Source organism: Streptomyces sp. 796.1 (genome assembly GCF_047525675.1).
GTDB lineage: Bacteria > Actinomycetota > Actinomycetes > Streptomycetales > Streptomycetaceae > Streptomyces.
The window spans coordinates 19,385-41,165 of record NZ_JBLIWA010000025.1 but is presented as its reverse complement, the minus strand read 5'-3'; the positions used below and the strand labels follow the sequence as shown (position 1 = coordinate 41,165).

The 21,781-nt window shown below is 71.9% G+C and carries 15 protein-coding genes; 3 read left to right on the top strand and 12 right to left on the bottom strand.

The features are described from left to right. Positions 1-277 precede the first annotated feature (277 nt). Positions 278-3,313: an alpha-glucan family phosphorylase gene (glgP, locus tag ACMA1D_RS18395; RefSeq protein WP_414725089.1), complete on the top strand. Its 3,036-nt coding sequence runs from the start codon at positions 278-280 to the stop codon at positions 3,311-3,313. Positions 3,314-3,577: 264 nt separating this feature from the next. Here the strand turns inward: glgP and ACMA1D_RS18390 are convergent, their stop codons facing one another. Together ACMA1D_RS18390 and ACMA1D_RS18385 are read right to left on the bottom strand one after the other, a co-directional pair. Then, positions 3,578-5,224 (bottom strand): M4 family metallopeptidase, encoded by a 1,647-nt coding sequence (locus tag ACMA1D_RS18390; protein ID WP_414725088.1) that lies wholly within the window; start codon positions 5,222-5,224, stop codon positions 3,578-3,580. A gap of 490 nt (positions 5,225-5,714) precedes the next feature. Then, on the bottom strand, positions 5,715-8,009 hold the full coding sequence (locus tag ACMA1D_RS18385) for a M4 family metallopeptidase (protein WP_414725087.1): 2,295 nt from the start codon (positions 8,007-8,009) through the stop codon (positions 5,715-5,717). Between the two features lie 670 nt (positions 8,010-8,679). On the opposite strand from ACMA1D_RS18385, the gene ACMA1D_RS18380 reads away from it, so the two are divergent. Then, positions 8,680-9,270 carry a DinB family protein gene (locus ACMA1D_RS18380; RefSeq protein ID WP_414725086.1) on the top strand — a complete coding sequence of 197 codons (591 nt, stop codon included), beginning with the start codon at positions 8,680-8,682 and terminating at the stop codon, positions 9,268-9,270. Between the two features lie 482 nt (positions 9,271-9,752). Here ACMA1D_RS18380 and ACMA1D_RS18375 read toward each other — a convergent pair whose 3' ends face one another. Together ACMA1D_RS18375 and ACMA1D_RS18370 are read right to left on the bottom strand one after the other, a co-directional pair. After that, positions 9,753-10,430, bottom strand: coding sequence for a DUF4232 domain-containing protein (locus tag ACMA1D_RS18375; RefSeq protein WP_414725085.1), 678 nt, complete (start codon positions 10,428-10,430; stop codon positions 9,753-9,755). A 421-nt stretch (positions 10,431-10,851) separates the two neighbouring features. Next, positions 10,852-13,581, bottom strand: coding sequence for a BTAD domain-containing putative transcriptional regulator (locus ACMA1D_RS18370; RefSeq protein ID WP_414725131.1), 2,730 nt, complete (start codon positions 13,579-13,581; stop codon positions 10,852-10,854). Positions 13,582-14,291: 710 nt separating this feature from the next. Between ACMA1D_RS18370 and ACMA1D_RS18365 the strand changes: the two genes are divergently transcribed. Beyond that, positions 14,292-15,617, top strand: a complete 1,326-nt coding sequence (locus tag ACMA1D_RS18365; RefSeq protein ID WP_414725084.1) for a serine hydrolase domain-containing protein — start codon at positions 14,292-14,294, stop codon at positions 15,615-15,617. 625 nt (positions 15,618-16,242) lie between these two features. Here the strand turns inward: ACMA1D_RS18365 and ACMA1D_RS18360 are convergent. The 8 genes from ACMA1D_RS18360 to ACMA1D_RS18325 form a co-directional block, all read right to left on the bottom strand. After that, on the bottom strand, positions 16,243-16,788 hold the full coding sequence (locus tag ACMA1D_RS18360; protein ID WP_414725083.1) for an NUDIX hydrolase: 546 nt from the start codon (positions 16,786-16,788) through the stop codon (positions 16,243-16,245). 4 nt (positions 16,789-16,792) lie between these two features. Next, positions 16,793-17,914 (bottom strand): adenosylhomocysteinase, encoded by a 1,122-nt coding sequence (locus tag ACMA1D_RS18355; RefSeq protein WP_414725082.1) that lies wholly within the window; start codon positions 17,912-17,914, stop codon positions 16,793-16,795. 245 nt (positions 17,915-18,159) lie between these two features. Continuing rightward, positions 18,160-18,288 carry a hypothetical protein gene (locus ACMA1D_RS18350; protein WP_414725081.1) on the bottom strand — a complete coding sequence of 43 codons (129 nt, stop codon included), beginning with the start codon at positions 18,286-18,288 and terminating at the stop codon, positions 18,160-18,162. A gap of 53 nt (positions 18,289-18,341) precedes the next feature. After that, the gene (locus tag ACMA1D_RS18345) at positions 18,342-19,190 is read right to left on the bottom strand and encodes a helix-turn-helix domain-containing protein (protein WP_414725080.1); all 849 of its coding nucleotides are present in this window, start codon (positions 19,188-19,190) and stop codon (positions 18,342-18,344) included. A 28-nt stretch (positions 19,191-19,218) separates the two neighbouring features. Further along, positions 19,219-19,743 (bottom strand): DUF6879 family protein, encoded by a 525-nt coding sequence (locus ACMA1D_RS18340; protein ID WP_414725079.1) that lies wholly within the window; start codon positions 19,741-19,743, stop codon positions 19,219-19,221. 698 nt (positions 19,744-20,441) lie between these two features. Further along, positions 20,442-20,681 carry a DUF397 domain-containing protein gene (locus ACMA1D_RS18335; protein ID WP_414725078.1) on the bottom strand — a complete coding sequence of 80 codons (240 nt, stop codon included), beginning with the start codon at positions 20,679-20,681 and terminating at the stop codon, positions 20,442-20,444. Next, complete coding sequence (locus ACMA1D_RS18330; protein WP_414725077.1) at positions 20,681-20,881, bottom strand: DUF397 domain-containing protein; 201 nt, start codon at positions 20,879-20,881, stop codon at positions 20,681-20,683. Before ACMA1D_RS18330 ends, ACMA1D_RS18335 begins: the two co-directional genes overlap by 1 nt. Then, positions 20,878-21,693, bottom strand: a complete 816-nt coding sequence (locus ACMA1D_RS18325) for a helix-turn-helix domain-containing protein (RefSeq protein WP_414725076.1) — start codon at positions 21,691-21,693, stop codon at positions 20,878-20,880. Before ACMA1D_RS18325 ends, ACMA1D_RS18330 begins: the two co-directional genes overlap by 4 nt. Positions 21,694-21,781: the final 88 nt, after the last annotated feature.

Below are 21,781 nucleotides of genomic sequence, written 5' to 3'. Positions count from 1 at the left end.
CCGCCTCGGCCCCGCCCTCTGCCCGTCGCCCCGGCTCCCTCACTTTCCGCCAGCCCCGCCGACCGGCCCCGCCCCCCCGGCTCCGTCTCCCAGCAGCCCCGCCCCGTCACTCCGGCCCTCGGCCAGCCATCCGGCTCCGCCCCGTCGTCCCGGCCCGCCCCGTGTCACTCGTTCAGGGCGTCCAGGAGGCGGGGAAATGGACGTATCGGTAGGGAAATGAAGAAACATGGCGGTTAACGGCGAATCGGTCGGGTGGCCGCCGCTACCTTTGCGCAGCGTGAAGGCCATTCGTCGTTTCAGCGTGCGCCCCGTCCTCCCGGCAGACCTCCGTCCCCTCAGCGACCTCGCCCGCAATGTGCGCTGGTCCTGGCATCCCGAGACCCGTGAGCTGTTCCAGTCCGTCGACCCGGAGGGCTGGCGGGCCGCCGGCGGTGACCCGGTGCGGCTGCTCGGCTCCGTCTCCGCCGACCGGCTGGCGGAACTCGCCGCGGACCGCGAGTTCCGCCACCGGCTCGACACCGTCGCCGCCGACCTGCGCGGCTACCTCACCGGACCGCGCTGGTACCAGCAGCGGGCCGCGCAGCCCGCGCCCGCCCCGGCGAACGCCCCGGCGGACGACCCGGTGGGCGCCCCGGCGGAGGACCCGGTGGGCGGCGCCCCGCCGCAGGCCATCGCGTACTTCTCGCCCGAGTTCGGCATCACGGCCGCGCTGCCGCAGTACTCCGGCGGGCTCGGCATCCTCGCCGGCGACCACCTCAAGTCCGCCAGCGACCTCGGCGTGCCGCTGATCGGCGTCGGGCTGCTCTACCGGCACGGCTACTTCCGGCAGTCGCTCTCCCGCGACGGCTGGCAGCAGGAGCACTACCCGGTGCTCGACCCGGACGAGCTGCCGCTGACGCTGCTGCGCGACGGGGCGGGCCAGCCGGTGCGCATCGTGCTCGCCCTGCCGGGCGGTCGCTCGCTCCACGCCCACGTGTGGCGGGCGGACGTGGGCCGGGTGCCGCTGCTGCTGCTCGACTCGGACGTGGCCGACAACGCCCCGCACGAGCGGGACGTCACCGACCGGCTGTACGGCGGCGGCAGCGAGCACCGGCTGCTCCAGGAGATGCTGCTGGGCATCGGCGGCGTGCGCGCGGTGCGCGCGTACTGTGCGCACAGCGGACACCCGGAGCCCGAGGTGTTCCACACCAACGAGGGGCACGCCGGCTTCCTCGGCCTGGAGCGCATCCGGGAGCTGATGGCCGCCGGGGCCGACTTCGACGCGGCCCTGGAGTCGGTGCGCGCCGGCACCGTCTTCACCACGCACACCCCCGTGCCCGCCGGCATCGACCGCTTCGAGCGCGACCTCATCGCCCGGCACATCGGCGACGGCGGCGGCGATGGCGGCAGCGGCGGCGCCGAACTGGCCGAACTACCGCTGGACCGGGTCCTCGCGCTGGGGGATGAGACCTACCCCGGGGGCGAGGACGGACTGTTCAACATGGCCGTCATGGGGCTGCGCCTGGCCCAGCGCGCCAACGGCGTCTCCACGCTGCACGGGCAGGTCAGCCGACAGATGTTCGCCGGCCTGTGGCCCGGGTTCGACGCCGCCGACGTGCCCATCACCGCCATCACCAACGGCGTGCACGCCCCGACCTGGGTCGCCCCCGAACTGGCCCGCCTGACCGCCGACACGGCTCGTACGGACACCGCGCGCACGGACGCCACCCGGGCGGACGCGGTGCGTACGGACACGACGCGTACGGACACCCCGCGCACGGATGCGGCGCGTACCGACGCCCCCCGCACCGACCCCCGCCGCCCCGCCGCCCCGTACGCCACCGCCCCCTACGCCGCGGGCACGGCCTGGAGCGATGCCGCGCTGTGGCGGGTGCGCCGCGCGCTGCGCGGGCAACTGGTCGCCGAGGTGCGCCGGCGGCTGGCCGCCTCCTGGCTGGAGCGCGGCGCCGACCGGGCCGAACTCGGCTGGATCGACGGGGTGCTCGACCCCGACGTGCTCACCATCGGCTTCGCCCGCCGCGTCCCCGCGTACAAGCGGCTCACGCTGATGCTGCACGACCGGGAGCGGCTGCTCGAACTGCTGCTGCACCCCGAGCGGCCGGTGCAGATCGTGGTGGCGGGCAAGGCGCACCCGGCCGACGACGGTGGCAAGCGGCTGGTGCAGGAGTTGGTGCAGTTCGCGGACGACCCGCGGGTGCGACACCGGCTGGTCTTCCTGCCCGACTACGGCATGGCCATGGCCCAGCGGCTCTACCCCGGCTGCGACGTCTGGCTGAACAACCCGCTGCGCCCGCTGGAGGCGTGCGGTACCTCCGGCATGAAGGCCGCGCTCAACGGCGCGCTCAACCTCTCGGTGCGCGACGGCTGGTGGGACGAGTGGTACGACCCGGACTTCGGCTGGTCCATCCCCACCGCCGACGCCGGGCCCGACGGCGCCGACCCCACCGGACCGGGCCAGGCCAGGCGCGACGCGCTGGAGGCCGCCGCCCTCTACGACCTGCTGGCCGACCAGGTCGCCCCGCGCTTCTACCAGCGCGGCGCCGCGGGACTGCCCGACCGCTGGCTGGCCATGGTCCGCCGCACCCTCACCGAACTGGGGCCGAAGGTGTTGGCGGGCCGGATGGTGCAGGAGTACGTGGACCGGTTGTACGTGCCGGCCGCCCGGGCGCACCGGGTGACCCAGGGCCCCGCCGCGGCGGACGTCGCGCGCTGGAAGGCCCGGGTCCGCGCCGCCTGGCCCGACGTGGCCGTCGACCACGTCAAGGCCGACCGCGAACCGACCGCGGAGCAGTCAACTCATAGACAGATCAAGGAAGTTGATGCGTCCAGCGCTCCTGTGACACCTAACGCGCCTGCCACATCCGGCGTGCCCACCGCACTCGGCGTGCCCGCCGCGCCGCACGCACCCGCCACCCCTGACGCACCCCCCGCGCCGCCGGGCGCACCCACCACCGAGCACGCCCCCGCGCAGCACGCCACCGTCGAACTCGGGGCGACGCTCACACTGCGGGTCAGGGTCTCGCTCGGCGGCCTGGCCCCGGACGAGGTCGAGGTGCAGGCGGTGGCCGGCCGGGTGGACGAGGCGGACCGGATCAGCGCGGCCCGTACGGTGCCGCTCAAGCCGGTCGGCGGGCCCGACCTGGAGGGCCACGTGACGTATGCGGGCCCGCTCACCCTGGACCGCACCGGCCCCTACGGCTACACGGTCCGGGTGCTGCCCGCGCACCCGCTCCTCGCCAGCCCCGCCGAACTCGGCCTGGTCGCCGCCCCCACCGAGCACACGGCCGAAGAGGCCGGGCTCGTCATGCGCTGACGCGACCTGTCGGGCCGGCACAACCCGCCGGACCTGCGCAGACGCGGCCCACGCAAAAGTGCCCCGTACGCAGACGCGACCCGCGCAACCGTGACTCGTACGCAGACCTGCACGCGGCCCCGCACGCAGACCCGTACGGACGCCGCCCGCGCAAACGCCCGGGGCGGGCCCGGGGAGTGGTCCCCGGGCCCGCCCCTTCGGCTGCGGCGGCAGCCGTGACGCCGCGCCGGCCCGTGCCGGGCGCGTGCGGCGCCCGCCGGTGCGTTACTTGACGTTGACCCCGGTCCAGGCCGCGGCCACGCCCTTGGCCTCGGCGCTGTCCGCGCCGTACAGGTCGGTGGCCGCCTTCAGGGTGGCCTCGCGGGCGTCGGCGTAGTCGGTGGTGGAGGTCATGTACGTGGTGAGCGCCTTGAACCAGATCTTCTCGGCCTTCTCCCGGCCGATGCCCTGCACCGTGGAGCCGTCGACGGTCGGGCTGTTGTACTTCACGCCGTTGATCTCCTTGGCGCCGCTGCCCTCGGAGACCAGGAAGAACCAGTGGTTGGCGATGCCGGACGAGTAGTGGACGTCCACGTTGCCGGCGTTGCTGCTCCAGTAGTCGAGCGAGACGCGGTCCTGGGACGGCTTGTCCATGTAGCGCAGCGGCGTGCCGTTGCCGCGCAGGTCGATCTCCTCGCCGATGAGGTAGTCGCCGACGTCCTCGGGGTTGTCCGCGTGGAACTCGACGGCCGTGGCGAAGATGTCGGAGGTGGCCTCGTTGAGGCCGCCGGACTCGCCGCGGTAGATCAGCCCCGCGGTGTGCGAGGTGACGCCGTGGCTCATCTCGTGCGCAGCCACGTCGATCGAGGTCAGCGGGTGGGTGTTGGACGCGCCGTCGCCGTAGGTCATGCAGAAGCAGGAGTCGTCCCAGAACGCGTTCTGGTAGTTGTTCCCGTAGTGCACCCGCGAGGTGGCGCCCTGGCCGTCGCCCTTGATGCCGTTGCGGCCGTGCACGTCCTTGTAGTAGTCCCAGGTCAGCGCGGCGCCGTAGTGCGCGTCGACGGCGGCGGTCTGCGGGTCGCTGGCCGAGCCGGTGCCCCAGGTGTCGTCGGTGTCGGTGAACGCCTGGCCCTGGCCGCCCTGGCCGTGGTTGAGGTTGAGCGTGCGGTGGCCGCCGCGCCCGGCGTCGGTCAGCGTGTAGCCGCTGCCCTGCTTGCTGGTGCCGAGCTCCACCTGGCCGCTGTACTGGCTCTTGCCGGTGCCGTTCTTGATGCCCTGGTACTCGAAGATCTTCCTTCCGGTGTTGGCGTCGGTGATGACGTGCAGCTCGTTGGGCGTGCCGTCCTGCTGCACGCCGCCGACGACCGTCTCGTACGCCAGGACCGGCGCGCCGTCGGCGGCCCAGACCACCTTGCGGGGCGCCGCCGACGCCTTGGCCAGCTTGGCGTCGTCGGCCTGCGCGGCCTTGACCGCGGCCCGCTCGGCGGCGGACGGGGCGAGCTTCGCGGTCGTCGTGGCCACCTTGATGGTCGACTTCGTCGCCTTGGTGACGCCCTTGACCTTGCCGCTTCTGGCCTCGTGCACCACCAGGTCGCCGCCGAGCACCGGAAGGCCGGCGTAGGTGCGCTCGTAGCGGGTGTGGGTGGTGCCGTCGCGGTCCTCGATGACGTCCTTGACGACCAGCTTCTCCTGGTTGCCCAGGCCCAGCGCGTCGGCGGTCTGCGCGGTGGTCGCGGTGGCCTCGCGCAGCAACTCGGCGCGCTGCGAGGCGGTCAGGGTACGGGCCGTCGCCGACGACGAGGCGTCGGAAGCGCCGGCGGTGCCGGCGGACAGGCCGGTGGCGACCAGGGCCGCGACGGCGGCGACCGCGCCGGTGGCGACCGCGGTGCGGCGGGTGCGACGGGAGGTGGGTATGCCGAAGGTCGTGCGCACGCGAACTCCTTCTTGCCGTGGGGGGCGGACCGGGCGGCGTGGGGGCCGATCGGTCGCACAAGAGGTGGGTGTGAAACGCCTGGGCAGACTGCCACACCAGACGCGTACATGTCACTGGTGTGAAGCGTGTGCGTCGATTCTTTGTCGGTTGTTGGTACGCGGCCCGGCCGCAGCGAACGGCCCGAGCGGCCCGAAACGCGCAGGTCGGCGCGGGTGTGGCCCGGATCGACGACGGTCTTTCGAGACAGCCAGGGCCGACCGAAACCGCCCCCGGCGGGGACTCCGCACAGGGGGAAGGCGCCGCCGACCGCCGCCCGGCCAGGCGCCCCGCGCATGGGAAAGGCGCCGCCCAGGGGAACGTACTCTCCCTGGACGGCGCCTTGCTGTGGGGCGCGCGTCACCGCGTCCTGCCACCGCTCACGCGCTCACCGCGGCGCGCGGGGCACGGGACGCGCTCGGGTCGCCGACCGCCTAGCGGGCCGACTTCCGGTCAGAAGGTCAGCTTCCAGCTATTGATGTAGCCGGTGTCGGACGAGTAGAGGTCCTGCACCTTGAGCTTCCAGGTGCCGCTGGCCGCCACCGAGCCGGCGTTGACGGTGTACGTCTCGGTGACGTTGTCCGCCGAGTCGTACGCGCTGGAGTTCTTCAGCCGGAAGGTCGTACCGTCCGGCGCCACCAGGTCGATGACCAGGTCGCCGCGGTAGGGGTGCACGATGTCGACGCCGACCTTCAGGGCCGCGCTGGCGTTGCCGCTGCGGTTGACGGTGATCGACGAGGTGATCGCGTCATCGCCGTCCGGGATCTGCACGTCGTCGGTGTTCTCGTACTCGCCACCGGCCTCGTTGACCGTCCACTTGAACGGCGCGTTGGCCGACTTGTTGCTGGCGTCCGTCACGGTGACCGTCACCTGGCTGGTGCCCACCGTGGTGGGCGTGCCGGAGATCAGACCGGTGCTCGCGTTGATCGTCAGGCCGGCCGGCAGGCCGCTGGCGGCGTAGCTGAGGGCGCCGGGGTTGGAGCTGGTGGCCTTGATCTGGAGGCTGACGGCCTTGTTGACCACGCTGGTCTGGTCGCCAGGGGCGGTGATGGTGACGCCGCCGGGCACCGGCACCCGCTGGCCGACGTTGACCGCGGCCCAGGCGTTGGCCACCTCGGCGTACTCGACGCTGGTGGTGCCGAACAGCTCGCCGGCCGCCCACAGGGTCGCGTCGCGGGCGCCCTTGTAGTCGGTGTTGGAGCGCATCCGCTGCGAGAGCGCCTTGAACCAGACCTTCTCGGCGTTGGCCCGGCCGATGCCGGTCACCGGCTTGTTGTCGTAGGTCGGGCTGTCGTACCGGACGCCGTTGAGCTCCTTGACGCCGCTGCCCTCGGAGGCCAGGTAGAACCAGTGGTTGGCGACGCCGGAGGAGTAGTGGACGTCGATGCTGCCGATGCCGGAGTACCAGTTGTCCTTGGACCGGCTGTCCTTGGACGGCTTGTCCATGTACCGCAGCGGCGAGCCGTTGCCGTTGATGTTGAGCTCTTCGCCGACGTAGTAGTCGCCGAGGTCGTTCGGGTTGTTCGCGTAGAACTCGACGGCCGCGGCGAAGATGTCGGAGGTGGCCTCGTTGAGGCCGCCGGACTCACCGCTGTAGACCAGCCCCGCGGTGTTGGAGGTGACGCCGTGCGTCATCTCGTGCGCGGCCACGTCGATCGAGGTCAGCGGCTTGGTGTTGCCCGAGCCGTCGCCGTAGGTCATGCAGAAGCAGGAGTCGTCCCAGAACGCGTTCACGTAGTTGTTGCCGTAGTGGACGCGCGAGTACGCCCCCACGCCGTCGCCCCTGATGCCCGACCTGCCGTGCACGTTCTTGTAGTAGTCCCAGGTCAGCGCGGCCCCGTAGTGCGCGTCGACGGCCGCGGTCTGGGTGTGGCTGCCGGTCCCGTCGCCCCAGGTGTCGTCCGGGTCGGTGAACAGCGTCCCCTGGCCCGAGGTGGCCCGGTTGAGGTTGTACGTGCGGTGGTTGCCGCGCCCGGTGTCGGTCAGGCTGTACGAGCCGGAGCTGCCCGAGGTGCCGAGCGGGACCTGGCCGCTGTACTGGCTGTTGCCGGTGCCGTTCTGGATGCCCTGGTACTCGAAGATCTTCTTGCCGGTGGTGGCGTCGGTGATGACGTGCAGTTGGTTCGGCGTGCCGTCCTTCTGGAGCCCGCCCACGACCGTCTCGTACGCGAGCACCGGCTTGCCGGACGCCGCCCAGATCACCTTGCGCGGGGCCTTGTCGGTGGTGACCTTCTTGCTGTCGTCGGCCCGCGCCAGCCGCTCGGCCGACTCCTTAACCGCCGCCGGCCGCACGGTGGCGGTGGTCGACGCCACCTGCAACCGGGCCTTGGTGGCCTTGGCCGCCGTCTCGAACCGGCCGGTCTTCGTCTCCTGGACCACCAGGTCGCCGCCGAGCACCGGAAGCCCGTCGTAGGTGCGCTCGTAGCGGGTGTGCGTGGTGCCGTCCGCGTCCAGCGACACGTCCTTGACGACCAGCTTCTCCTTCGCCCCGAGCCGGAGCGTGCTGGCGGTCTTGGCCTTGGTCGCGTCGGCCTCGCGCAGCAGCTCGGCCCGCTTGGCCGGCGAGAGCTTGACGGGCACCGCACCCGGGTCGGGCTTGGCGGCGCTGGACATCGGGGCTGACCGGTCGGTGGCGCGCTCGTCGGGGTCGGCGGTGGCGTTCGTGGCCTGCATGCCGACGGCGAGCATGGCGGCGATGGCGACGAACGCGCCGGTCGCGGCCGTCCGCCGATGGGGGGTGCGTCTCACGCGGGACTCCTTCTACTGCCGCCGCGGGTGGCGGCGGCCAAGGTGGCCGGGCGGCTGGGTGGTCGTCCGGGCAGAGCGAAGCGGAGCAGGAACAGCGCGTGGGGGGGAGGGGCACGGGGGCGGTAGCGCTGGTACGCCGCGGGCGACGCCGCCGGGCGGCAGGGGACCGACCGGTCGGGGGCACCGAGTGCGACGTGTGCCTGCGGGGACAGCGCGGGACCCGACGTGCTGGTGGTGTGGCGAGCGACCGTCGCGCGGTGCGGTGCTGTGGGGGAGCCGCGTGGCGGACGAGGGGAAGAGTGCCACCGTCTCGATGTACATGTCAGGGGCGCGTCAGGAAGTTGTCCAAAAACCGTCCGTTGACGAAACGGTGGCGTCCGTATAGCGGATGAGGCGTCAACTCCCTGTTTCGTGGCGCTCCGTGCGACCCCGGGCCCGCGCCCCGCGGCCCCTCCCGCCGCTGCCTGGACGGGCCGCCGACGGCCTCCCGCGGCCCGCTCCCCACCCGTCACACGCGCCCCACGCGCCCCGCTGGACCGCCCGGCCCCGTCCGGCGTCCCGACGGCGCTTCCCGGCCACCTGTGCGCATCCGATGGCCGGACCGGACCCTGCCGCGGCGTCTTCGCCCGAGCCCGCCCGGCCAGCGGCCCCCGCTCCGTACGATCATGGAATGACGAACCCAGCAGCCTCCCGCGACACCGCTGCCGACACTGCCGCCGACCAGGACCCGGCGCCCCGCACCGGCACACCGCGCGAGGAACCGCCCAGGTCCCTGACCGACCAACGCGCGTTGCTCGACGGCTACCTCGACTACTACCGGGACGCCTTGCGCCGCAAGATCGACGGGCTGGGCGAGCAGGAGCTGCGCTCCAGCAGACTGCCGTCGGGCTGGACGCCGCTGGAACTGGTCAAGCACCTCACCCACGTCGAACTGCGCTGGTTCGTCTGGGGGTTCTGCGGTACGACGATGACGCCCGAGCGCGCCTGGGGCGACCGCGGCCCCGCGGACCGCTGGCACGTCGCGGACGACGAGTCGGTGGCGCAGGTGCTCGCCGAACACCGCAGGCAGTGCGCCCGCTCCCGCGAGATCGCCGCCGGCATCCCGGCCGAACGCCGCGCGAGCCTCGGTGGCCGCTTCACCACCGAGGAGGAGGCCCCCACCCTCGGCTGGACCCTCTTCCACGTCCTCCAGGAGTACGCGCGCCACGTCGGCCAACTCGACGTGGTGCGCGAACTGGCCGACGGGCAGGTGGGGGAGTAGGGGCGGCCTTCCGCGGGCGGAGCGCCCGTAACACAACGCCGGACGGGGCGCGGCCGAGGAGATCGGCCGCGCCCCGTCCGGTGACGCGTCACTGTTCCGCCGCCGCGGCAGCGGCAAGCACCTGCCGGCCCGCCCGCAGCCTCCGTCGCGCCTCCCTGTCGCCGGGTGGACCGGCCTGTCGCCGGGGAGGCCGGCGGCAGGGAGAAGACCGAAGCGCGGAGGAGGCCACGGGCGGGCCGGAAGACAGGTGGGGTGGGAACCGACCCCCCGGTTCCCACCCCACCTTCGACGGTGGGCCGGCGCCGGTGGTCACCCAGCACCGCCGCTGGCCGACCCCGGCCCACCGCCGCCCTGCACGGCACCGCCGGCCCGGTTCCCGGCCGGCCGGCACGGGGGCGCCGACGGGGCGGGACGGTGGGGCGCGGCGGCTGCCGGTGGTGGGGATGTGCGTACCGTCACCACCGGCTGCCGTGCCGGGCCGATCAGAAGTCGTACGGCTTGGCGGTGTTCCAGTTGGTCACGTCCGCGTCGGACCAGGTGAACTTGGAGACGGCGCCCTTGCTGGTGAAGGCGTTCAGCTCGACGGCCGGGCCGGTGTCACCGGTCTGGTCGCGCAGCGCGAGCGAGAGCTCGGTGGAGGTGCGGGTCTTCTTGCTGTCGGTGAAGAGGTTGATCGCGGAGTAGACCTTGGCGCCCGGCTTCAGGACGATCTTGGCCTTGCCGCCGGGGGCGTCCTTCTTGGAGTGCGGCAGCACCTTGATGGTGTCGCCGAGCATCACGGAGGGGGAGCCCGTCACCCAGCAGGGGGTGGAGTCCGCGTTCATGGCCGTCACGAGCAGGTGCTCGCCGAGCTGCTTGGGGAAGCGGTGCAGCACGTCGTAGGAGATCTCGTCACCGGCGCACTGGCGGACGCTCTTGGTGGTCGACTTCGCGCTGACGGCCTTGGACTTCTGCTTGGCGCTGGCCACCGAGACCTGGTGGACGCTGCCCTGCGCCTGGTCGGCGCCCGGGAGCTGGGCGGCGACGGTGGCGCGGGGGGCCGGACCGCGGCTGGTCTGGGCGCCGTTGCCGCTGTCGGCGAAGGCGTAGGCGGCGAGGCCCAGCGTCATGGCGGTGGTGACTCCGGCGACGGCGGCGATGCGGGTACGGGAGGTACGCATTGGGGGTCCCCTGTTTGGGTCGTGGTGGTCATGCCCGGCGGTGGTCAACTCCGCCGGTGTCATGTCCGGCGGTGGTCAACTCCGCCGGTGAGAAGAACTCTGCCGGTCCCCGCTGCCGCTTCGCTTACGCCTCACTGTCGTCTCACTGACGCTCGACCGCCAGCCCCTATCGATCTTCCCCCGGCGGGCGTCAACGGAGGTCGACGAAGGTCAACGGCCGGGCGTACGACGGGTGGTGACGCCCCGTGCGACAGCGAACCGGACGGTCATGTTCCCGTTCCCCCGCCGCGCCGTGCACCGGCCGCAACGGGGGCGTACGGGCGACCGTTAACACCCGCCCGGCCACCACGCCGGCCTCTTCCGCCCCGCCCCACCGCCCCACCCACCCGGCCGGCACCACTCGCGGAGCGCCGCCCCCTCGCTACTCCGCCGTCCCCAGCCGCCCCACAGCCGCCTCGTACCTGGCCCGTACCTCCGCGTCGGGGGCCGCCCGCAGGAGTGCACCGAGGGCCCGTACCGCCCCGTCGTCGAAGCCGCACTCCTCCGCCGCGCGGGCCGCTTCCGTCAGCCGCCGCACGCCGCCGGCGTGCTCGCCCGCGCCGAGCAGCGCCTCGCCGGTGGCGACCAGCAGCAGCACCCGGGAGGCCGGCGAGTACTCCGCACTGCCGTCGGCGGCCAACGCGGCCTCCGCCGTCGCCAGCGCCGACTGCCAGCGACCGCCCTGGAGTTGGTGCATCGCCAGGTGGTAGCGGGCCAGCCGCTCGGTGTGCCGGTCGGCCGCCTCGCGGGAGATCTCGGCGGCCCGTACGCACCCGTCCTCCGCCTCCGTCAGGCCGCCCAGCGCGGCCTGCACCAGCGAGAGGTTGACCAGCGCGGTGGCCTCGCCCCGCAGGTCGCCCGCCCGGTGCGCCAGCGCGGGCGCCGCCTCCAGGTGCGGCAGCGCCTCCTGCGGCCGGCCCTCCTCGGTCAGCACCCAGCCGAGCAGCGCCAGCACCCGCGACTCGGCCCGCAGGTCGGCATCGGCCCGAGCCGCCTCAAGCGCCAGGTGCAGCAGCGGCACCCAGCCGTCCCGCACCCGCCACACGATCCGCGGCCACATCCCGAGCACGATCCGCCAGGCCCGCCCCGGCAGCCCGGCGGCCTGTGCCGCGCCGGCCGCCCGGGCCAGGTCCTCGCGCTCCAGCGCGTACCAGGCCAGGGCCGCTTCCGGCCCGTCGAAGGCGCGCACCGCCGGCGGCGGCCGGAAGTCCGCCGGCAGCGCGAAGCACGGTTCGGCGCCGGGCTCGGCCGCGGACGTCGCGGCGAGCACCGTCGCCACCACCTGGTCGAGCAGCCGCACCAGCGCGTCGGGCCCGGCGGTCAGCCCGCGCGCGTACAGCCGCACCAGGTCGTGCAGCGTCCAGCGGTTGGGCGCGGTCCGGATGACCAGGTGGGCGGCGGCGAGTTGGTCCATGGCGGCCTCGGCCGCCACCGGGTCGGTGCCGGCCAGCGCCGCCGCCTCGTACCGGTCCACATGGGTGCCCGGGTGCCGGCCCAGGTGCGCGAAGTGGTGGGCGACGTCGGTCGGCAGCCGGCGCACGGTCAGCCGCAGCGCGGCCCGTACCCCGGTGTCCTCCACGTCCAGCAGGTGCAGCCGGCGCGACTCGTCCGACAGTTCGGCGCTCATCGCCTCCAGCGACCATTCCGGCTGGTCGGCCAGGCGCGCCGCCGCCACCCGCAGCGCCAGCGGCAGCCCGCCGCACAGCGCGGCGAGCCGGCGCGCGCCCTCTATCTCGCCGGCGACCCGGTCGGTGCCGAGGACCGCGGCCAGCAGCGCCGTACTGTCCTGCGGCTCCAGGACGTCCACCGGCACCGGGCGGGCCGCGTCCGAGGCGATCAGCGCGTGCAGCCGGCTGCGGCTGGTGACCACCGTGACGCAGCGCGCCCCGCCCGGCAGCAACTCCCTGGCCTGCGCGGAGTCCCGGGCGTTGTCGAGTACGACCAGGAGTTGCCGGTCGGCGGCGAGCGACCGGAAGAGCGCGGAGGCCCCGCACGCCGACTCCGGCACCTGCCGCGGTGCCACCCCGAGCGCCAACAGGAACTCCCGCAACACCTCCAGGTGGGTCGGCTCGCCGGTGTCGCTGAAGCCGCGCAGGTCCGTATAGAGCAGGCCGTCGGGGAAGGCCGTGCGGTTGCGGTGCGCCCACTGCACCACCAGCGCCGTCTTGCCGACCCCGGCGGGGCCGGTGACCAGGCAGACCGGCGACGGGCCGGCCGCCGCCCTGGACAGCGCGGCCAACTCGGGCCCGCGCCCGTGGAAGCCGCGCGGCATCCGCGGCAGCAGGTCGACCGTGCCCGGCAACGGGGCGGGTACGGGGCTGCCGGGGACGGCTGCGGCCGGCCGGGGCGGCGGAGGTCCGGGCGCCTCGTCGCCCTCGCCGCGCAGCGCCACCGCGTAGGCGTCGGCGAGCTCGGGGCCCGGGTCGACGCCGAGTTCCTCGGCGAGCAGCCGCCGCGTGCGGTGGAACCGGTCGAGCGCCTCCGAGCGCCGCCCGGCCCGCTGGAGCGCGGTCATCAGCGCCGCCGACAGCGACTCGCGCAGCGGGTGCGCGTCGGCCTCGGTCCGCAGCATGGCGGCGGCCCGCGGGTACTCGCCGAGCTGCCCGTAGGCCGCGGCCAGCAGCTCCACGGAGGCCAGCCGCCGCTCCTCAAGGGCCGCGGCGGCGGCCAGCACCGGGGCGCTCGGGTAGGCGCCGGTCAGCGCCGGCCCCTGCCACAGCGACAGCGCCTCCTCGTACAGCGCGACCGCGTCCGCCGGCGCCTGCTGGCTGCGGGCCAGCTTCACCAACTCCTCGAACCGGTGCGCGTCGAGCAGCCGCTCCGGCATCCGCAACACGTACGCCGTGCCCTGGGTGGCCAATTCCACACCCATCGCCCCGGCGTCCGCCTCCGCCAGCAGCGCCCGCAGCCGCGACACGTGGCCCTGGATGACCGTACGGGCACGCAGCGGCGGCTCGTCGTCCCACAGGGCGGCCATGAGCTGTTCCACCGGAACGGGCCGGTTGGGCCGCAGCAACAGGGCGGTGAGCAGGCTGCGCCGCTTGGCCGGACCGACCGGCAACTCACCGGCTCCGGTAGCGAGGGACACCGCTCCGAGCAGCCGGAACTCCACTGGCACAACCTCCTGGGGGGAGGGCCAGATTACCGGAGGGGCACGCCGGCTCCCCCGCGCCCTACGGGGCACAGGGCCCGCCCCTCAGGGCTCGCCGACCACCCGCCGCCCTCCCCGCGAGCACGCTCGGCCGGCTCCCGCACCACCCCCCGTCACCTGCGCAAACACCGAAACGGCCGGGTTGCCGTATGGCTGCGGAACGCGCTGCCGCGTGGGGCGACGCCACCCCCGGGACCGGGCGTCCGCGGCGCCGCCCGGCCCCCTCCTGGGGCACCTTCCCTGAGGGCCCGCTCGGGGCAGCGTCCGGGTCAGCTCCGGGCCGGCAGGGCCTCGACCTGCGCAACTGCGGCGGCCAGCCTGGAGTCCTGCCAAGCGCCGCACCCCCTGCGGACCGCCGAGCGCGGCCCACGGAGCACGCGGTACGGGGCGCCGCAGCCGGAACCGGGCGGCGCCGGCCGGCCGGAACGAGCACCAGCAGCGCGAGCAAAACGGAAGCAGAAGCAAACAAGCAGAAGCAGAAACGGAAGGGGGCGCGGGCGATGGCAGGACGGCACGCACCGGCCGGACGGGACCACTCCCGCCGCGCAGCCAGCCCGCACCCCGCCCGCCGCAGCCCCCGCCCCACCACGGGCCTCCGCACGAAGCACGCAGCACACCCGCACAACCCACCCAGTTCCCGACGGAACTCTGCACAGAGTCGAGGCACCTCCATGGCACGCTCCCTCCCCACCCGCCCCGTGCGCCCGGCGCGCACCGGCCGCCTGGTCTCCCGTACGCTGCTCGGCCTGGCACTGGCGGGAACGGTGGCCACCACCGTGGCCACGACGGGGACCGCCACCGCCGCCCCCCGCACGACGACGTCCCCGACCGTGCCGGCCTCCAGCGCACCGAGCTCCACCGCGCAGGCCCCCGCCGCGGACGGCCGCCCGGCGGCCACCGTGCCGGGCCCGCTGCGCGGGCACGCCGCGACCCAGGCGGCCCTGGACGAGATCGTCCGCACCGGCACCCCGGGCGCCCTGGCCCGCGCCGACGTCAAGGGCTCCGTCTGGTACGGCACCGCGGGCGTCGCCGACGTGCGCACCTCGCGCCCACGGCTGCCCGCCGACCGGTTCCGCACCGGCAGCCTCACCAAGCCGTTCACCGCCACCGTCGTCCTGCAACTGGCCGGCGACCCGCGGTACGGGCTGTCGCTCGACGACCCGATCGAGAAGTGGCTGCCCGGCGTGGTCCAGGGCAACGACAACGACGGCAACCGGGTCACCCTGCGCCACCTGCTCCAGCACACCAGCGGGCTGTACGACTACCTGCGGGACGACGCGTTCCGGTCCAAGTACACCGGGGCGGCGTTCTTCGACCACCGCTTCGACGGCGCCACCGCCGAGGAACTGGTGGCCGTCGGCCTCTCGCACCGCCCGAACTTCGCCCCCGGCGCCGGCTGGTCGTACTCCAACACCAATTACGCGCTGCTCGGCATGGTCATCGAGAAGGCCACCGGCAACAGCTACGCCACCGAGATCCAACGCCGCATCATCAAGCCGCTGGGCCTCACCGGCACCTCACTCCCCGGCACCGCGCCCGGCCTGCCGGGCCCGCACGGACGGCACTACTCGAAGCTGTTCATCAAGGACCCGGCGGCCCCCCGCTACGACGTCACCGAGCTCAACCCGTCGATCGCCAGCTCCGGCGGCGAGATCATCTCCACCGCCCGCGACCTCAACGTCTTCCTGCGCGCCCTGGTCCGCGGCGAACTCCTGCGCCCGGCCCAGCAGCGGGAGATGTTCACCGGCCGCGACCTCGGCGACGGCGAGTCGTACGGCCTGGGCATCAGGTCCCGCAAGCTCAAGACCTGCGACGTCACCCTGTGGGGCCACTCGGGCGACATCTTCGGCTCCCTCAGCCACACCCTCGCCACCCCCGACGGCGACCACGTCCTGACCCTGAACCGCAACAGCGACTGGGGCGACGACGAGCAGGAAGACGCGGCGATCGAGGCGGAGTTCTGCGGGACGCGCGCCGGCCGCGCGACGGTGGGGTAGCCGGCCTGGCGGGGGCGGCCCGCGGGCGGGGGTGGCCCGCTGACGGGGCGAGCGGGGTGCGGGCCGTGCGCCGGCCGCGCGGCTGACCGGTAGCCGGCCCGGGCCGCTCGTGCGGTGTACCCACCGCCGTCGGACTGGCCGTCGTGGGGAATCGGATGCCCGCGCGGAACCGCCACGCCTCCGGCCGTGCCTCCCCCTCGGGGCGTACGGCCGGAGGCGTTTGGCGCGCCGGCCCGTTGCCCCCGCTCACGGGAGGACCCGCCGGCGGCAACGCCACCCGCCGCCTCGCGCCCTCCCAGCCCGCGCCCTTGCGGTGGGCCATGTCGCCGGGGCGGACCGTCCCCGCGGGCGGGGCCCATGCCATCCGACGTGCCATGCCCCCGGCGGGCCATGCCTCCCCCGGCGGGCCGTGCCCCCAGCCCCCGCACACGCGTACGGCACCATGCCGATGCTCTCCAGGCTGCCGCCCGCAGGCTGGGCGCGCCGGCCCCGCTCGGTGTCGCTGCCCGTGTCGTCCCGGCCGGGCGGTGAGGATGGGGCCGGTCAGGGACGAGATCGAAGGTGGAAGCCCCGCCCGGCGGCCGTGGGGGTTGCCGTCGAACGGGGCAGGGCGGGGCGGAGGGGGTCAGCGCAGAGCGGCCAGCACGCGGCCCCTCAGTGTCTCGTCAGCGATCGTGTCCGCATCGCGCCAGGCGTATCCGCTGACCTCTTCCTCTTGCAGGGTTACGGCGCTGTCCTCGGCGGTGCGGAAGAGGAACCGGAAGTCGATGTGCTGGTGGGCGGGCTCGCCCTTGGCGTCGTTCGCCGGAATGGGGTGCACGTCGATGTGAACGGGCGAGCTGTCCGCCAGGGTGATGCCCTCGGAACTGATGCCGGTTTCCTCGGTCAGCTCCCGGAGAGCGGCCCCGGCCAGGGTGTGGTCCTCCGGCTCCAGGTGCCCGCCGGGGGTGAGCCACTTGTCCAGCGCCACGTGGTGGATGAACAGGGCCTTGCCATCCCGGTCCACCAAGACAGCCCCGGCGGTGGCGTGCCCCCGGAACTCCTTGCGGCTGGTCACGTCCGCCCCGTCGTCCACCAGCGTGAGGACGGCCGACAGCTCCGGCTTCTCCTCGGGGTGGGCGTCCAGGTAGGTCATGACGGTCTCGCTGATGCGCTGTGCCGTGATGGGCATCGGATCACCTGTTGTAGTAGTCGAGCCAGGTAGCGGCGATGGCTGCCCGGTCGTCGCCGGGTACTTCGTGCATGGTGGCGTCGAGGTCCCGCCGGGCGAGCAGTCGCACGCCTGCCAGGATCTCAGCCTGTACGAGGTAGACGAACGGCCCAACCGACGCGCCATGAAGGAAGTTGACGGCGTTTCCGTTGTTGAGCAGGTAGAAGTAGTGGCCCGTCGCGCTGTACCGGGTGACGTTCTCGCCGGAGCTGCTGCGGGTGTAGCCGTCCGGCAGCCCATCCAACTCCAGCTCGTCCTCGCTGCTGGTGACCGTGGCGACGTAGGCCCCGTTCCGCAGGTTCGGGAAGTCCTCCCCGGTCAGCGCGAGTGCACCGGTGGCACACAGGACGAGTCCAGCGGTGGCGATTGCCTGCTCCCGATCCCGGGCCACTCCGAACCCCTGGGAGAGCGCCTGGGCACGCCGCACGGGGTCAATGTCGTACACCGTGACGTGGACGCCCTTGGCGTGCAACAGGCGGGCGATGCTCGACCCCAGCTTGCCGAAGCCGATCACCAGCGCTGGACGGCCGTGCAGGATGTCGCCCCGCCCCCGCAGCAGCGCCTCGGTGGAGAACACGACGGACTGCCCCACAAGGAAGTCCTCCGGGTCCTTCAGCGGCGACCGTGCCACCGAGACGACGGGGCACGGAAGCTTGTCCCGCTCGGCGTACCGCTTGTGACCGTTCTCCGTGTCCTCGACCACCCCGAGGATGGTTCCGGAGAACCGGTCGCAGAGCGTTTCGAGCACAGGGGCGAAGTAGCCGCCGACGTCCAGCAGCACCACGTGTTCGCCGGCCGCCCGGGTCTCCAGGTAGGTCACTGCCGTGTCCGGGTCGGCGAACAGCTCACGCGACAACTCGTCGCACGGAAAGCCCTGTTCGACCTCTCGGTGGGCTGCGGAGTCGATCGACTTCGGCTTGGGCAAGACCGCCCGGAGGCTGGACACCGTGCCGACCGCCCGCACGAACGAGGGGCGCTCCGGAAGCAGGTGCGTCACCAGCAGCGAGGACGGGAGAACCGAGGGCGTGAACCGCCGCGCGATCTTCCCGAAGTAGGTGTCCAGTCGTGCGCGCTCTGAGGTCTCCACGGAGACTTCCCTCCCTTGGGCTTGCACTGGGACCCGCCCCGGCCGAAACCTTCCCCAGGCGGCCGGGGTGGCGGTCTGTAGGGCGCGTCAGCGCCTCTGGCGGTTGGCTTCGCGCCCCCGGGCCAGCAGCACAGCCCGGCGCTGCCGCTCCTCGTGCGTCAAGGGCACTTCGGTGTGCTCCTCGGGGGTGTCAGGACGGGCCGGGGCCCGACAGGGCGCTCACGGGGCCGCTGACGGGCCTTCTGTCACTCGACCAGGAGGGTGCGCTTGCGCTGTGCGGCCCGGTGCTCCTCGCGCGTCCTGGCCTTGCGGGCGTTGCCGTTCACCGCCATGCGGGTCACTCCCTCGGACTGGTCAAAACCGACGAGCAACACGCTAGGGAGCTAGGCCAGTTGGACTCTACGAAGTTGCATGACATTGCACCGATTCACCCGAGCGAGTCGATCGCCGATATGATCAGCGCCCGTGCCTGAGCCCCGTGGACTGCCATCTCAGCCAGCTTCTGGAACGCCCGCCCGTACTCTGCGATCTCGCTGGGGGCCTTGACGTTGACGCCGGCGGCGAGTAGTTCCACAGCCACTTGCTGATCATCAAACATGTAGAACGCTTCCAGCGGCCAGATTCGGCGTGGAGCGGTGAACGGGATAACTCCGAGACTGACCCGAGGAAGCGCCATCACCGCCAGAAGGTATCCCAGTTGTCCCGCCATGGCTTCGGAATCGCCGATTCGATAGCGCAGGACAGATTCTTCTATCAGCAGCGCGAATCGGTGATTTCCCTCGCGGATCACGTGAGCCCTGGACATTCGGGCGTCTACGGCCTCCGCCACGTCATCCGGCGTACCCTGAAACTCGGTAATGGAGGCCATGAGGGCGGTGGCGTACCCAGGAGTCTGAAGCATCCCCGGAACTACATTGGAGGCGTAAACGCGGAATTGCCGCGTTCGTTCCCACCGCGGAACAACGTCTTCTTGTGCTCGACGCATTCCGTTGCGTTGCAGCTTTTTCCACTGAACGTACATTGAGTCGGCAGTGCGATTTGCTGCAATGAGGTCATCCGCTTGCTCGATGGCTCCGCATGCCTCACACCAAGAACGTATATCGGCATCAGAGGGCGGGGTCTTCCCGTTCATGATCCGAGAGGACTTTGAGGGGTGCCAGCCACAGCGGGAAGCTAGCTCACGCCCTGTCAGTCCCGCATCTAGGAGTAGCTCCCGCAGGCGGGCTGCCACTGCTTCGCGGGCTTCTTGGGCGCTAGACGAGGGAGATGAAGGCATGAGCTAGCTATCCGATATGTTCGACAGGTCAGACTTTGTACTCTTTGTGCGGGATTCCGGAGTTCCATACCGCTGAGAAAGCGGACGCACACAACCGGGCAATGTCCGGGTCTGTGCTGAGATCCTGACCGGCCCAGTCACCATTTCCGGTGAAGTGGTTGAACAGGACGACCTCTTCATCGAAGAGCCAGAAGTCGTTTCCGGGGAGCGTGATCCTGGATGCCAGCCGACGGGGAAGCCATCGCACTTCCTCGCCCGCTGCGATGTTCACGACCGTGCCGGCGTGTTCCCAGCGAATGTAATCGGTAACCGGCTCCGAAACGATCCGAGCGCGGCGAACCTTGACACCTCGGGCCACCGTCTCAGAGATGACGGAGACCCAGGGAGCCCAGTACGGCGAAGCGGGATCAGAGTCCCGCTCCCCGGACGTAATCCAGTGGTCGAAGTCTTCGGACTCGTCCCCGACGCCGTAGGCATCACGCATTTCCAGGTGAACTGCCGAGTTCCTGGCGCCTTTGAGAAGCTCAAAGAAGTCCGGCTCGCTCTGCGGCATCGCATGCCTCCCTCACGATAGGAATCATTCGCGTGGGGAGCCTGATCACGTCTTCGTTCTCAGGGATTTCGGTTGCGTGCCCGGGTGCCGTGTTCTGTTCACACTGCTCCTTCAAGGCCGGAGACGCCTTCCAGCCCAGGAGCACAAGTTCTTTGTTCTCTGCGTCCACCCAGACAGTCGGCGATCCCTGCTGCTGAGTGTCCGGGTCGATTCCGATGAACTGTAGTGCCATCGTGACCCTCCGCGCCTCGCTGGTTGCATGGATGTGCACGACCATCACTCAAAGCGGCGATACCGTCAAGTCCCCATGCAAGTTGACTATGTGTCAGGTTGGATCGGTGCGCCATGACGAAGGCCCCCGTGTTGTCCGGCGAGGGATAGAACGGGGGCTTCACGAGCGCTCGGACGCCGTAGCAGCGGCAGGGTCACACGGGGCTGTCCGTCCGCCAGCCGTGCGGCACGGATGTGGTCGTTAGCCGTGTAGCGCACACCGGAACGGCTTGGCCTACCGGGTCGGCGAGGGTTTTGCGCAGCTTCTAGCTTCGCAACTCGCATCGCCTGTGTGAGGGCCCCCGACCGATTCGCGCGCGGTCGTACGCGGGGGCGCCAAGGCCAGCGGGCGGGGGCTCGTCAGATGCTGCGAGGCACCGGCTCCCGCCAGGGGGGAACCGGTGCCTCGTGTGGTGGGTCGTGTTTGGTTACGACAGGTCGAACTCGCCATCGCGTACGCCGAGGACGAAGGCACGCCATTCGGCTTCGGTGTAGCGCAGTACGGGTCCGTCCGGGTCGGCCGCGTTGCGCATGATGACGGCGCCTGCGGGCTCGGACAGGAACGCGACCTCGACGCGGTCCGCGCCGGGGGCGCTGGGTGCGCCGACCCACGTGACGTTGGAGATGTCGGCGGCGTACAACTCGGCCTTCTCGTGTGCGTCACTCATCAGACGGGGAACTCGCCGGCCTTCACACCCGCGACGAACGCGGACCAGGCGGCGGTGTCGAAGGCGAGGGCCGGGCCGTGGGGGTCCTTGCTGTCGCGGACGGGCACAGTACCGGTGGTGGTCGCGTGCGCGGGGGCCCACTCGATGCACTCACCGCCGTTGGACTGGCTGTAGCTGGACTTGATCCACTCGTCGGTCATGTGTTGTAGCCCTTCAAGATTTGGTCAATCAACTCGGCTGTGTCGCCGGGGGGCAATGCCAGCGCCCTGACGAGATCGTACGCGTCTGACGCCCGGTCCACATCGCTCCGTTCTGCGAGGACATACCCCCTCGGGAACCCGTCCACATGAGCAACGTCCGGGCCCTCTTTGAAGGACAATATTCCGAACGGGCTTGCCACCACCGTGTTCAATCGCCCAGCCGGCACCACCTGGACGCGATGAAGCGGGGTCTCTGCCAACTCCCTGACGCGGAGCAACTGTTCCTGCATGGTCTCGGCGCTGCCCACCTGTGCCCGAAGCACCGCTTCGTTGATCACCAGCCACAGCCGTGCCGGCGATTCCTGGCGGGTGAGAATGGCCTGCCGGCCCAGTCGAGCCGTAACCAGCGCTTCCAGATCCAGTGGGCGACCTGCTCGCAGAACCTCCTCCGCATAGGCCCGGGTCTGGACGAGCCCGGGCAGCAGCAGTGGGTTGAACATGCGCACCACGGTGGCCTTGGCTTCCAGGTCCACGTACGGCGCGAACCAGTCCGGATGGCCGAGCTTGCTCAGGCGCTCTCTCAGCCGCCGATAGACCCCCGGAGTTTTTGCCACTACGTCCAGCGCCCGTGCGAACGCCTCGGAGGCGAAGACAGCGCCGCTCTCGACCTTCGAAATCTGGCTCTGCTGGTAGTGCATCTCTTCGGCAAACCTGTCTTGCGAGAGACCTAGGGATTCACGCAGAGCTCGTACTTCTTGGCCGAAGTATGCGGCTGCACTCAGTGGCTGAGTCTCGGGGGGCCTTTCGATCATCAGTCCAACTCTCTGTGATTCTCGGCGCGTTGGCATGTCGCCCTACCTGGAATTCTAGCCACAGTCAGGCAACTCTGTGAGAGGTCGA

Excerpts from the sequence above, each read along its gene's own strand:
- ACMA1D_RS18380 (WP_414725086.1), top strand. The coding sequence starts at position 8,680 with ATGACGAACCCAGCAGCCTCCCGCGACACCGCTGCCGACACTGCCGCC.
- ACMA1D_RS18375 (WP_414725085.1), bottom strand. The coding sequence starts at position 10,430 with ATGCGTACCTCCCGTACCCGCATCGCCGCCGTCGCCGGAGTCACCACC.
- ACMA1D_RS18365 (WP_414725084.1), top strand. The coding sequence starts at position 14,292 with ATGGCACGCTCCCTCCCCACCCGCCCCGTGCGCCCGGCGCGCACCGGC.
- ACMA1D_RS18360 (WP_414725083.1), bottom strand. The coding sequence starts at position 16,788 with ATGCCCATCACGGCACAGCGCATCAGCGAGACCGTCATGACCTACCTG.
- ACMA1D_RS18345 (WP_414725080.1), bottom strand. The coding sequence starts at position 19,190 with ATGCCTTCATCTCCCTCGTCTAGCGCCCAAGAAGCCCGCGAAGCAGTG.
- ACMA1D_RS18340 (WP_414725079.1), bottom strand. The coding sequence starts at position 19,743 with ATGCCGCAGAGCGAGCCGGACTTCTTTGAGCTTCTCAAAGGCGCCAGG.
- ACMA1D_RS18335 (WP_414725078.1), bottom strand. The coding sequence starts at position 20,681 with ATGAGTGACGCACACGAGAAGGCCGAGTTGTACGCCGCCGACATCTCC.
- ACMA1D_RS18330 (WP_414725077.1), bottom strand. The coding sequence starts at position 20,881 with ATGACCGACGAGTGGATCAAGTCCAGCTACAGCCAGTCCAACGGCGGT.
- ACMA1D_RS18325 (WP_414725076.1), bottom strand. The coding sequence starts at position 21,693 with ATGATCGAAAGGCCCCCCGAGACTCAGCCACTGAGTGCAGCCGCATAC.